Genomic DNA, 12,373 nt, shown 5'->3' with positions numbered 1-12,373 from the left:
GCGGCGGACGGCGGTGACCGCCCGGCGCGTCGTGGCCGGTGCCGCCGGTGCCGCGCTGCTCATCTCCGCGCTCACCCTGCTGTCCCGGGTCGCCGGGTTCGGCCGGACCGTGGTCTTCACCAACGCCGTCGGCGCGGGGAGCACCGGCGACACGTACCAGGCCGCCAACAACGTGCCCAACATCGTCTTCGAGGTGGTCGCCGGCGGCGCGCTGGCGAGCCTGGTGGTGCCGATGCTCGCCGGTGGGATCGCGGCCGGGGACCGGGAACAGGTCCGGCGCACCGCCAACGCGCTGCTCGGCTGGACGCTGCTCGTCCTCGTGCCGCTCGCCGCGCTGCTCGCGGTGCTCTCCCGGCCCATCGCCGCCGCGTTGCTCGGTGGCGACCCCGGCGACCCCGCCGACGCGGCGAAGGTCGACCTGGCCGCCCGCTTCCTGCTCGTGTTCGCGCCGCAGGTGGTGCTCTACGGCCTCGCGGTCGTGCTCACCGGCGTCCTGCAGGCGCACCGCCGCTTCGCCGGACCGGCGCTGGCGCCGCTGCTGTCCACCCTGGTCGTGGCCGCGTCCTACCTGGTGTTCGCCGGCATCGGCGGGGCCCGGGACGTCGCGGACCTGTCCACCCCGGCCGAGCTGGTGCTCGGCGTCGGGACGACGCTGGGCGTGCTCGCCCTCGCCGGTTCGCTGCTGGCGCCGCTGCGCGGCCTGCGGCTGGGCCTGCGCCCGGCGCTGCGCTTCCCGGTCGGCGCCGCCCCGCGGGTGCGCCGGCTGGCGCTGGCCGGGGTGCTCACCCTGGCCGGGCAGCAGCTGGTCGCCGTGGTGGCGATCCGGCTGGCCAACGCCGGCGCGCCGGACGGCACCCAGGTCGTCTACTTCGCCGGGATGACGGTGTTCCTGCTGCCGTGGGCGGCGGTGGCCGTGCCGCTGGCCACCTCGGTCTACCCCGCCCTCAGCGAGCGCGCCGGGCTCGGCGACGAGACGGGGTACGCGCGGACGCTGGCCCCGGCCGCCGTCCTCACCCTGGTGGGCAGCGCGGTCGCCGCGGCCGGCCTGGTCGCCGTCTCCGGGCCGCTGGCCCGGGTCTTCCTGGCCTCCGCCGAGGACGCCGACCGGGCCGCCGCGCTGGCGCCGACCATCGCCGCGTTCGCCCCCGGCCTGCTCGGCTACGGGCTGGTGGCGCTGCTGTCCCGGGCGCTGTACGCCCGCGGGCTGTGGCGGTCGCCCACCGTCTGCGTCGCCGGGGGCTGGCTGGCCGCCGTCGTCGCCGACCTCGTGCTCGCCGACGCGCTGCCGGCCGCGGACCGGGCGCTGGCGCTGGCCGCGGGGCACAGCCTCGGGGTCACCGTCGCCGGGCTCGCGCTGCTGGTCGTCGTCGCCCGCGAGGCCGGCGCCGACGCGCTGGCCGGGGTCGCCCGCAGCGGGCTGCCGGCGCTGCTCGCCGCGGCACTGGCCGGGGCGGCCGGTCTGCTGACCGCCCGGGCGCTGGGCGCGGACCCGGTGCCCGGCGGTGGGGTGCTCGCCGCGATCGGTACCGGCGCGCTGGCCGCCGGGGTGGTGCTGGTGGTCGCGGCGGCGGTCATGATGGGGACCTCCCGGCGGCCGCTGCTCGCGGCCGTGGCCGGGCTGCGGCACGCAGGGAAGGCGGAGGTGGCAGGTGTCTGAGCCGGACCGGCGTCTGCTCGCCGACCGCCGGGTCGCCGAGGTGCTGGCCACCAGCACCGGCGGGGTCGGCACCCACCTGCGCTCGCTGCTGGTCCCGCTGGGCCGGGCGGGCGCCTCCGTGCGGGTCTGCGGGCCGCGGTCCACCGAGGAGCTGTTCGCCTTCACCGCCACCGGCGCGGACTTCCGCGAGGTCGGCATCTCCGCCGGGCTGGCGCCGGTGGCCGACGTGCGCGCGGTGCTGGCGCTGCGCCGGGCCACCGCGGGCGCGGACCTGGTCCACGCGCACGGGCTGCGCGCCGGCCTGGTCACCGCGGCCGCGCGGCGGCTGGCGGGGGAGCGCGACCGCCCGCTGGTGCTCACCCTGCACAACGCGCTCCCCGGCGGCGGCGGGGTGCGGCGCCAGGTGCTGCAGGCCGCCGAGGCAGCCACCATCCGCGGCGCCGACGTCGTCCTGGCGGCGTCGGCGGACCTGGCCGAGAACGCCCGCCGGCTCGGCGCCCGCGACGTGCGGGTCGCGCCGGTGGCCGCACCGCCGCTGCCCCCGGCGCAGCGGTCCCGGCCGGACGTGCGCCGCGAGCTCGGGCTGGACGACGACCGCCGGGCGCTGGTCGTCGCGGTGGGCCGGCTGCACCCGCAGAAGGGCTACGACGTGCTGCTCGACGCGGTCGCCGCCTGGACGGCCGAGGGGCGGCTGCGGCCGGCACCGCTGGTGGCCATCGCCGGGGACGGGCCGCTGCACGACGCGCTGGCCGCGCGGATCGACGCCGAGCAGCTGCCGGTGATCCTGCTCGGCCGGCGCAGCGACGTCGCCGACCTGCTCGGCGCGGCCGACGTCTGCGTGCTGCCCTCGGTGTGGGAGGCCCGCTCGCTCACCGCCCAGGAGGCCCTGCGCGCCGGGACGCCGCTGGTCGCCACCGCGGTCGGCGGCATCCCGGAGCTCGTCGGGGACGCCGCCGAGCTGGTCCCGGTCGGCGACGCCGCGGCCCTCGCCACGGCCGTGACCGCCGTGCTCAGCGACCCCGGGCTCACCGGGCGGTTGTGCGCCGCGGGCCCACGACAGGCGGCCGGCTGGCCGGACGAGGCGGCCACCGCCCGGCAGCTGGTCGAGCTGTACTCCGAGCTGCTCGGGCCGGCCGGGCCCTCCCGATGACCCGGGTGCACCGGCGCCCGCTGGTCGGGGTGCTGATCGCCGTCCTGCTGGCGCTGCTCGCCGGGTCGACCGGGCCGGCCGCCGCCGCGGGGCACGACCCGTGGCATGCCGACCGGGTGCTCACCGTCGGCGTCCCCGGGCTGGTCTGGGCCGACCTGGACCCCGACCGCACCCCGGAGCTGTGGTCGCTGGCCGAGGACTCCGCCATCGGCTCGCTCTCGGTGCGGGCCGGCCGCTCCACCACCTGCCTGCTCGACGGCTGGGCCAGCCTGGGCGCGGGCAACCGCGCCCGCTACCCCGGCCCGGTCGAGCCGATCCCGGCCGTGCCCGCGCCCGACGCGCCGGCGGCCGACGGCGGTGCGCCGCCCGCCCCGACGCCCGCCCCGCCGGCCGTGGACGCCCGGCTGTCCTACTGCGGCCTCGAGGAGCAGGTCGCCGCGGTCGGGCTGGCCGAGCCGGAGCGGACCGTGGCCCGGGTCGCCGCCGACGAGGCCACCACCCGCTTCGGCGCCGAACCCGGGCTGCTGGGGCAGACCGTCTCCTGCAGCACCGTGGTCGGCCGGGCCGCGGCGCTGGCCGTGGCGGGGGAGAGCGCCCGGTTCACCGTCCGGGACGCGCTCCCCACCGACGACGCCGAGCTGAGCGGGCTGCTGGCGGACTGCCCGCTGACGCTGGTCTCCCTCGGCCAGCTGAGCGACGCCGCCGCACCGGGGGCCGACGCCAGTGACGACGGCACCCTGCCCACCGCCCGCGAGGCCGCGGTGCAGGCCGTCGACGCCGCCGTGGGCCGGCTGCGGGCCGCGGCCGCCGGGCTCCCGGGCGAGACGCTGCTCCTGCTGCAGGGCGTCTCGGAGGTCAACGGCGGCCGGCCGCAGCTGCACGTGGTGATGGCCGAGGGTCCGGGGACGAGCCCGGGCTGGCTCACCTCGGCCAGCACCGGCCGCGCGCCGTTCGTCCAGCTGATCGACGTCGCGCCCACCGTGCTGCGCGCGCTCGGCCTCGACGTCCCCGACTCGATGAACGGCCAGCCCGTCACCGTGACGGCCGGCCGGCCGGCGCTGGCCGACGCGCTGACCGAGCTGGACCGGGCCAACACCCGGGCGGTGGTGCACTACCGCAGCACCGGCCTGACCTTCTGGCTGCTGGTGCTGCTCGACGGCGCCCTGGTGCTGCTGGGCGCGCTGCTGCTCGGTGGCTGGGACCGCGGCTGGCTCCCCGGCCGGGCCGGACGCCGCAGCCGGGTGCGGGACTGGCTGCGCCGCCGCACCCCGGGACGCCGCGGTCCACCGCTGCTGCAGCTGCTGGCCCTCGGTGTCGCCGCCCTGCCGGTGTCGACCTACCTGGCCAACCTGGTGCCCTGGGAGCTGAGCGGCTCCCCGCGCTGGGCGCTGGCCGGCTCGGTGCTGGCCGCCGCCCTCGCCGTCACCGCGGGAGCCGCGCTCGGGCCGTGGCGCCGCCGGCGGCTGGGCCCGCCGGTCGTCGTCCTCGCCGTCACGCTGGGCACCCTCGCCGGTGACGTGCTCACCGGCTCGCACCTGGAGCTGGACGGCCTGCTCGGCTACGACGCGATCGTGGCCGGCCGGTTCACCGGCTACGGCAACCTCACCTTCGGGCTGCTCTCGGTCAGCGCCCTGCTGCTCACCGCCGCCGGGGCCGCCGCGCTGGTGCGCCGCTCGGCGGCGCCGACCCGCCGGACGTGGCTGCTGCCGGTGCTGGTCGCCGGGGTGGTCTGCACCGTGCTGATCGGCACCCCGTCGCTGGGCCGGGACTTCGGGGGCGTGCTGGCCGCCGTCCCGGGCTTCGCCGTGCTCGGCATGCTGCTGGCCCGGATCCGGGTCACCGCCGCGCGGCTGGTCGCCGTGCTGGCCACCGCCGTCGGAGTCGTCGGCGTCGTCGCGGTGCTCGACTGGCTCCGCCCGGCCGACCAGCGCAGCCACCTGGGCCGGTTCGTCGGGCAGCTGCTCGACGGGCAGGCGTGGACGGTGGTCAGCCGCAAGGCCGCGGCGAACCTGGCGATCCTGCTCGGCAGTCCGCTGGCCTGGATGCTGCTGGTCGCGCTGCTGGCGGCGGGCTGGCTGCTGCGGCCCGGCGGCCCGCTCCGCAGCCGGGCCGGCCGGGGAGCCGCCGGCCTGCCGGCCGAGGACGTGCGCGTGCTGCGCGCCGGGCTCACCGCCATCGCGCTCAGCCTCACCGTCGGCGCGCTGGTCAACGACAGCGGCGTGGCGCTGCCGGCCACCGCCGCGACCCTGCTGGTGCCGCTGCTGGTGCAGCTGGTGGCCGGCGCCCCCGTCCGGCCCGCGGAGGACGACGGGTCGCCGGGTGCACCCGGTCCGGCGGCCGGGGCGGCGGACCCCCGTGTTAACGTGGGCGTCCGTGGGTCGACTGGCAGAACCTCGTGACCGCGGACCTCTTCTCCCCAACTCCCAGCCGACGAAGTTCGTCTTCGTCACCGGCGGCGTCGTGTCGTCACTGGGCAAGGGCCTGACCGCAAGTTCCCTGGGGGCCCTGCTGTCCAGCAGGGGCCTCCGGGTCACCATGCAGAAGCTGGACCCCTACCTCAACGTGGACCCGGGGACGATGAACCCCTTCCAGCACGGCGAGGTGTTCGTCACCGAGGACGGCGCCGAGACCGACCTGGACATCGGGCACTACGAGCGGTTCCTGGACACCGACCTGACCGGCCGGGCCAACGTGACCACCGGCCAGGTCTACTCCGACGTGATCGCCCAGGAGCGGCGCGGGGAGTACCTCGGGGACACCGTGCAGGTCATCCCGCACATCACCAACGAGATCAAGGCGCGGATCCTGGCCGGCGCCGAGAGCGCCGAGCGGGTCGACGTCGTGATCACCGAGATCGGCGGCACGGTCGGCGACATCGAGTCGCTGCCCTTCCTCGAGGCCGCCCGCCAGGTGCGGCACGAGATCGGCCGGGACAACTGCTTCTTCCTGCACATCTCGCTGATCCCCTACATCGCCCCCTCCGGTGAGCTGAAGACCAAGCCCACCCAGCACTCGGTCGCCGCGCTGCGCAGCATCGGCATCCAGCCCGACGCGCTGGTCTGCCGGTCGGACCGGCCGATCAACGAGGGCCTCAAGCGCAAGATCAGCCTGATGTGCGACACCGAGGCCGAGGGCGTCATCTCCTGCCCCGACGCCCCGTCGATCTACGACATCCCCAAGGTGCTGCACCGGGAGGGCCTGGACGCCTTCGTCGTCCGCCGGCTCGGGCTGCCCTTCCGGGACGTCGACTGGACGGTGTGGGGCGACCTGCTGGACCGGGTGCACTCCCCGAAGCAGACCGTCACCGTCGCCCTCGTCGGCAAGTACATCGACCTGCCCGACGCCTACCTGTCGGTGACCGAGGCGCTCCGGGCCGGTGGCTTCGCGCACCGCTCGCGGGTGGAGATCCGCTGGGTCCCCTCCGACGAGTGCCAGACCCCCGAGGGCGCCGCGGCCGCGCTGGCCGGCGTCGACGGGGTCTGCATCCCCGGCGGCTTCGGGGTGCGCGGCATCGAGGGCAAGCTCGGCGCGATCAAGCACGCCCGGGTCAACGGCATCCCGACGCTGGGGCTGTGCCTGGGCCTGCAGTGCATGGTGATCGAGGCGGCGCGGGACCTGGCCGGCATCTCCGACGCCAACTCCACCGAGTTCGACCCGGACACCGCCCACCCGGTGATCGCCACCATGGCCACCCAGCTCGACGTGGTCGCCGGCACCCGGGACATGGGCGGGACCATGCGGCTGGGCAGCTACCCGGCGCAGCTGCAGAAGGGGTCGGTGGCCGCGGCCGCCTACGGCGAGACCGAGATCACCGAGCGGCACCGGCACCGCTACGAGGTCGCCAACGCCTACCGCGACAAGCTCGAGCAGGCCGGCATGGTCTTCTCCGGCACCTCGCCGGACGGGATGCTGGTCGAGTTCGCCGAGCTGCCGGCCGACGTCCACCCGTTCTTCGTCGGCACCCAGGCGCACCCGGAGCTGAAGAGCCGGCCGACCCGGCCGCACCCGCTGTTCGCCGCCTTCGTGCAGGCCGCCGTCGGCTACCAGGACGCCGCCCGGCTGCCGGTGCCCGAGTCCGAGCCGATCGGCATCTGAGGCGATGACCGAGACCGTGGACGCCCCGCACGAGTACGAGGTCGTCGCCTCCGAGGAGATCTACACCGGCCGGATCATCTCGCTGCGCAAGGACACCGTGGCGATGCCCGGCGGTGGGACGAGCGACCGGGAGGTCGTGCACCACCCGGGTGCGGTCGGCATCGTCGCCCTCGACGACTCCGACCGGGTCGTGATGGTGCGCCAGTACCGGCACGCCATCGGTGAGCACCTGTGGGAGCTGCCCGCCGGGCTCCGGGACGTCGACGGCGAGCCGCCGGTGGACAGCGCCCGGCGTGAGCTGGCCGAGGAGACCCTGCTGGCCGCGGAGCGGTGGTCGCTGCTGACCACCCAGCACCCCTCCCCGGGGTTCTGCGACGAGCTGGTGCTGCTGTACCTGGCCGAGGGGCTGTCGGACGTCGCCCGACCCGACGGGTTCGTGGTCGAGCACGAGGAGCTGGACATGACCGTCGAGCGGGTGCCGCTGGCCGAAGCGGTCCAGTGGGTCTTCGACGGCAAGGTCCGCAACTCCCTCGCCGTCATCGGTCTGCTCGCCGCCGCGCAGGTGCGGGCGACCTCGCCGAGGCTGCGTCCGCTCGACGCCACCTGAGCCGGGCGGCTCCGGTCCGGCGGTCAGCCGCCGGCCGGAGCCGTTCGGCGCAGGCCGAGAGGTGTAGCGAGGGGTCCGAGTGGGGACCCAGCAGGACGGCGCGCACGGTCGGCGGGGGTCCCTGGACCCGGGCTCGGCCGCGGCCGCACAGGAGGGGACGGGGGACCAGCAGCGTGGACGAGCCGGGCAGGCGGGTGCTCAACGACCGCTACGAGCTGGACTCGCTGATCGCCTCCGGCGGCATGGGCGAGGTCTGGCGGGGCCGGGACGTCCTGCTCGGCCGGCCGGTCGCGGTCAAGCTGCTGCGCAGCGAGTACACCGGCGACCCGACGTTCCTCGCCCGCTTCCGGGCCGAGGCCACGCACGCCGCGGCGCTCAGCCACCCCAACATCGCCGCCGTCTACGACTACGGCGAGGTGACGTCGTCCCAGGACGGCGAGCACCTGGCCTACCTGGTGATGGAGCTCGTGCAGGGCGCGCCGCTGTCCACCCTGCTGCGCGAGGAGGGGCCGCTCAGCCCCGAGGCGACGCTGTCGGTGCTGCGGCAGACCGCCGTCGCCCTCGCCGAGGCCCACCACGCCGGGATGGTGCACCGCGACGTCAAGCCCGGCAACATCCTCGTCGGGCCGGACGAGCAGGTGAAGATCACCGACTTCGGGATCGCCTGGTCGGCGGGGAGCGTCCCGCTCACCGCGGCCGGGCAGGTGCTCGGCACGCCGCAGTACCTGTCCCCGGAGATCGCGGTCGGCGAGCAGCCCACCCCGGCCAGCGACGTGTACTCCCTCGGTCTGGTCGGCTACGAGTGCCTGACCGGCGCGCCGGCCTTCGACGGGGACAACCCGGTGACGGTCGCGCTCAAGCAGGTCAACGAGGAGCCCGAGCCGCTGCCCGACGACCTGCCCGCTGAGCTCCGCGAGCTGGTCGACGAAGCCGTGGCCAAGGACCCCGGCGAGCGGATCCCGGACGGCGACGCGTTCGTCGCCGCGATCGACCGGGTCCGGGCCGGGCACCCGCTCGACGACCCGGCCCGCACCCGGGCGGTCCCGCTGGTGGCACGTCCGGCGGTCGCCCGACGCCGGCCGCCGGCGGGCCCGGGCCGGTCACGGCGGCGGCTGCGGACGGTGCTGCCGGTCGTCTGCGCGCTGCTGGCCGGGATCGCCGGCGTCCTCGGGCTGGGACTGCTCCGCGACGACGACCCGCCGCCGTCGGGCACCGCGACGGAGCAGCAGCAGACCATCGAGCTCGACGGTCAGGACTACGTCGGGCGCCCTGTCGACGACGTCACGCTCCAGCTGACGGCGCTGGGGCTGACGGTGGACCGGCAGGCGCAGAGCGCGCCCGACGTCGCCCCGGGGCAGGTCACGCAGCTGGACCCGAGCGACCGGCCCCTGTACGCCGGCGACGCCGTGACGGTCTTCTTCGCCGACGACACGTCCGCCCCCGCTGTGGACGTCCCGGCGACCGGGGTGACCGGAGCGGCCGCGCCGCCGACCCAGGCGCCGGACACCCGGCCCGCTGCGGGGACCGACACCGACACCAGCACCGGCACCGGCACCGTCCCGGACACCGGGGCGACGACCGGGGCGAGCACCGGAGCGACCACCGGCACCGGGTCGACCCCGGCACCGGCGACGGCACCGGCGACGGACAGCGCCCCCGGCACGACCGGCCCCACGGGGAGCGACCCGGTCGAGAGCGGCCCGGGCGACGCCGGGTCCACCGGCACGCCCACCGACAGCACACCCACGGACGCCGCCCCGTCGGAGACCGCCGGCGACAGCGCGGCCCCCACCTCGGCGCCGGACGCGGGCTCGACCGCGCCGACCCCGTCGCCCGACCAGAGTTCGTCGGAGGCTGCGCCGACGCCGTCCTCGGCAGCCGCGTCGTCCTCCGCCGGGAGCTCCTCGGTGGCTCCGCCGTGGGAGGGCGAGGAGTCCGCACCAGCGACCGACTGGACCGGCCGGGGCTCGGGCGGCGGCCCGGGCGGCGGCTGACCGCCGACCCCGGGTTGCCGCGGACGGCAGGCCCGGTGGAGGGTGGCCGGGTGCTCACACATGACCAGGCCCTGTCCCTGCTGCAGGCCGCCCGCGAGGAGTCCTCGAAGCTCGGCGTGCCGATGTCCTTCGCCGTCATGGACCCCGCCGGCCACCTCCTGGCGCTGATCCGGATGGACGGCGCCCCGTGGATCTCGACCGACGTGGCCCAGGGCAAGGCGTGGACGGCGGCGGCCTACGGGGCGCCCAGCGCCGCGCAGAAGGCGAAGATGGAGCCGATGCCGAACTTCGCCACCGCGGTGACGGCGATGACCCACGGCCGGTTCACCCCGCAGACCGGCGCGGTGCCGGTGTACTTCGACGGCCAGCTGGTCGGCGCCCTCGGCGGCAGCGGCGGCACCGGTCAGCAGGACGAGGACGTCTGCGCCGCCGCGGTGGCCGCCGGCGGGTACTCCGTCAGCTGACGGACGGGAGCGCCGGCGACCGAGGAGCGGACCGAGGGTGCTCGTCAGCTGACGGCGCGGCTCACCCCGGGGCGGCTCGGCTCGGGCGTCCGCAGGCCCAGCCGGCGGAGCTCCAGCCCGGCGAGCGCGCGCAGCGCCGCCGGGTCGCCCGCCCGCCAGCCGGCCCCCGTGCCGGCCGGCAGGCGGGCCAGCTGCGGCAGCGGTGCGGTCGCCATCGCCCGGGCGGCCAGCAGCTCGAGGTCCGGGAGCCCGTCCGCGCCGGAGGCCAGCAGCCGGTCGGCGGCGGTGGCCTCCCACAGCCACGCCGCCCGCCAGCGCAGCCAGCGCACCAGGAGCCAGCCGACCGGCAGCACCACCAGCACGACGGCCAGCACCGCGGCCAGGGTGTGCACGGCGTCCGAGGCGCTGGTGCCCGCGCCGGTGACCGAGCCGCCCGCGTCGCTCAGCGCACCGAACGGCGCCGCGAGCTCGTCACCGACCACCGGCACGCCGTCGGCCGCGCCGGCCGCCGAGTCCATCGAGTCCGAGATCGACCGGCCCAGGTCGGCGACGGCCCGGCCGGGCTTGGCCAGCACCAGCACCGCTCCGTGCACCACCCGGGCGACCAGCACCCAGAGCACCGCCCAGGCCAGCAGGCCGGCGTCGGCGGCCAGCTGCCGGGTGCGGTGATCGGGTCGGTCGGCGTACAGGCGCATCGGTGCAGCTCCATCGGCGGGGTGGGGTGACCGGCGGGGTCGGGTCCTGTGGATCGTCCGGCACCGCAGCGGCCGGGGCGATCCGGACGGAGCAAGAACGGTCGGGCACCGGGCGGGTCCGACCCACGAGACTCGACCTCGTGACCGAGGACGTGCCCACCGGACGGGACCGGCTGCGCGAGCTGCTCGACGCGGTCCTGGACGAGGACAACCGGACGCTGACGGAGATGGCGGGGGACGCCTTCTCCTCGCCCTGGCACTTCAGCCGGCAGGTGACCCGGGGTGCGGGGGAGTCGCCGGTGGCGCTGCGCCGGCGGGTGGAGCTGGAGCGCGCGGCCTGGCAGCTGCACGGGGGCCGCAGCGTCACCGAGGTGGCGTTCGCCGCCGGGTACGAGTCGGTGGAGGGCTTCAGCCGGGCGTTCTCCCGGGCCTACGGCCGCTCGCCCGGACACCGGCCCGCCGAGCCGGGACCGACCACCCGGGACGGGCACTGGCTGCCGGCGCCCAACGGCGTGCACTTCCACCCGCCGACCTCGCTGTGGGTGACCGGCGAGCAGGGCGCCCGCGGCGGCGACGAGGTCACCGCGCTGCTGGTGCACCACGCGCTGGAGGACACCCGCGCGCTGCTGGACCTGGCGAAGGGCGTGCCCGCCGACGAGTACCGGCGGACCCGTGCGCCGGGCTGGCAGGTGCTGGGCTGGGACGGCCCCGAGGAGTCGCTCGCCGCGGTGCTGGAGCACCTGGTCCGGACGACGGAGGTCTGGCTGGCTTCGGTCGAGGGCGCCGACCACCCGGCGCGCGGCGCGGACGACCCGGCCGCCCTGCTCGCCCGGCACGACGAGGCCGCGCCCCGCTGGCTGGCCTTCGTCCGGGACGTCTCCCGGCGCGCCGCCTGGGGTGACCGGTTGGTCGACGCGCTGTGCGACCCACCGGAGACGTTCGTGCTGGGCAGCGTGGTCGCCCACGTGCTCACCTTCGGCGCGCACCGCCGGCAGCTGGCCCGGCACTGGTTCCGGGAGGCGGGTGTGCCGGTGGACGCCGGTGACCCGATCGACTGGTTGAGCAGGAGGACCTCGTGACCCGCACCGTGTACTACACCGCCACGTCGCTGGACGGCTTCATCGCCACCGCCGACCACTCGCTGGACTGGCTGCTCAGCCGGCAGACCGACGCCGACGGGCCGATGGGCTACGACGGCTTCATCGCCGGGGTGGGCGCCGTGGCGATGGGCGCGACGACCTACCTGTGGGTCCGCGAGCACGAGCCGGAGTGGACCCCCGAGCGGCCCACCTGGGTCTTCACCCACCGCGACCTGCCGCTGCTGCCGGGCGTCGACCTCCGCCTCACCGCCGAGGACCCGGCGCGGGTGCACGCCGACATGGTCGCGGCCGCGGCCGGGCGGGACGTCTGGATCGTCGGCGGCGGGGACCTCGCCGGCCAGTTCGCCGACCGCGGACTGCTGGACGACGTGGTGGTCGGCATCGCCCCGGTGACCCTCGGCGGCGGTGCACCGCTGCTGCCGCGGCGGGTCGAGCTGGCGGTGCAGGAGGTCGCCCGCAACGGCGAGCTGGTGGCTGTGCGGTACACCGTCGAGCGGAGCCCGGCACCCGCCTGACACCCGACCGGGGGACGCCGACGGGCCGGTGTCCCGGCGGGACACCGGCGTGACTCCCGTTCTGCCTACACTCCGGCCGAGGCCGGCCCTGACCGG

At 76.9% G+C, this 12,373-nt stretch carries 10 protein-coding genes; 9 read left to right on the top strand and 1 reads right to left on the bottom strand.

Annotated elements, in window-relative coordinates:
* The first annotated feature begins 13 nt into the window (after positions 1-13).
* The 7 genes from murJ to FHL79_RS03735 all read left to right on the top strand — a co-directional run bounded on the left by murJ (position 14) and on the right by FHL79_RS03735 (position 9,967).
* Complete coding sequence (gene murJ, locus FHL79_RS03765; protein WP_138757282.1) at positions 14-1,657, top strand: murein biosynthesis integral membrane protein MurJ; 1,644 nt, start codon at positions 14-16, stop codon at positions 1,655-1,657.
* Positions 1,650-2,807: a glycosyltransferase family 4 protein gene (locus FHL79_RS03760; protein ID WP_138757281.1), complete on the top strand. Its 1,158-nt coding sequence runs from the start codon at positions 1,650-1,652 to the stop codon at positions 2,805-2,807. The genes murJ and FHL79_RS03760 overlap by 8 nt, the downstream gene beginning before the upstream one ends.
* Entirely contained in the window at positions 2,804-5,206 is a 2,403-nt protein-coding gene (locus tag FHL79_RS03755; protein ID WP_138757280.1) for a hypothetical protein, read from the top strand. Before FHL79_RS03760 ends, FHL79_RS03755 begins: the two co-directional genes overlap by 4 nt.
* Positions 5,181-6,902 carry a CTP synthase gene (gene pyrG, locus FHL79_RS03750; RefSeq protein ID WP_246080318.1) on the top strand — a complete coding sequence of 574 codons (1,722 nt, stop codon included), beginning with the start codon at positions 5,181-5,183 and terminating at the stop codon, positions 6,900-6,902. The genes FHL79_RS03755 and pyrG overlap by 26 nt, the downstream gene beginning before the upstream one ends.
* 4 nt (positions 6,903-6,906) lie before the next feature.
* On the top strand, positions 6,907-7,509 hold the full coding sequence (locus tag FHL79_RS03745; RefSeq protein ID WP_138757279.1) for an NUDIX domain-containing protein: 603 nt from the start codon (positions 6,907-6,909) through the stop codon (positions 7,507-7,509).
* A gap of 173 nt (positions 7,510-7,682) precedes the next feature.
* A complete protein-coding gene (locus FHL79_RS03740; protein ID WP_138757278.1) occupies positions 7,683-9,503 on the top strand; it encodes a protein kinase domain-containing protein in 1,821 nt (606 codons plus the stop codon).
* Positions 9,504-9,553: 50 nt separating this feature from the next.
* Positions 9,554-9,967, top strand: a complete 414-nt coding sequence (locus FHL79_RS03735; RefSeq protein ID WP_246080317.1) for a GlcG/HbpS family heme-binding protein — start codon at positions 9,554-9,556, stop codon at positions 9,965-9,967.
* Between the two features lie 44 nt (positions 9,968-10,011).
* Here the strand turns inward: FHL79_RS03735 and FHL79_RS03730 are convergent, their stop codons facing one another.
* Positions 10,012-10,662, bottom strand: coding sequence for a hypothetical protein (locus FHL79_RS03730; protein ID WP_138757277.1), 651 nt, complete (start codon positions 10,660-10,662; stop codon positions 10,012-10,014).
* A gap of 140 nt (positions 10,663-10,802) precedes the next feature.
* Here FHL79_RS03730 and FHL79_RS03725 point away from each other — a divergent pair, with 140 nt between their 5' ends.
* Together FHL79_RS03725 and FHL79_RS03720 are read left to right on the top strand one after the other, a co-directional pair.
* Positions 10,803-11,741, top strand: coding sequence for a helix-turn-helix domain-containing protein (locus FHL79_RS03725; RefSeq protein WP_138757276.1), 939 nt, complete (start codon positions 10,803-10,805; stop codon positions 11,739-11,741).
* Positions 11,738-12,277 (top strand): dihydrofolate reductase family protein, encoded by a 540-nt coding sequence (locus FHL79_RS03720; RefSeq protein ID WP_138757275.1) that lies wholly within the window; start codon positions 11,738-11,740, stop codon positions 12,275-12,277. The genes FHL79_RS03725 and FHL79_RS03720 overlap by 4 nt, the downstream gene beginning before the upstream one ends.
* Positions 12,278-12,373: the final 96 nt, after the last annotated feature.

The sequence above is a fragment of the Modestobacter altitudinis genome, from assembly GCF_005930475.1.
Taxonomy (GTDB): domain Bacteria; phylum Actinomycetota; class Actinomycetes; order Mycobacteriales; family Geodermatophilaceae; genus Modestobacter; species Modestobacter altitudinis.
The sequence above is the reverse complement of the archived record's forward strand: the minus strand, read 5'-3'. Positions and strand labels throughout refer to the sequence as shown.

Excerpts from the sequence above, each read along its gene's own strand:
- FHL79_RS03755 (WP_138757280.1), top strand. The coding sequence starts at position 2,804 with ATGACCCGGGTGCACCGGCGCCCGCTGGTCGGGGTGCTGATCGCCGTC.
- FHL79_RS03745 (WP_138757279.1), top strand. The coding sequence starts at position 6,907 with ATGACCGAGACCGTGGACGCCCCGCACGAGTACGAGGTCGTCGCCTCC.
- FHL79_RS03730 (WP_138757277.1), bottom strand. The coding sequence starts at position 10,662 with ATGCGCCTGTACGCCGACCGACCCGATCACCGCACCCGGCAGCTGGCC.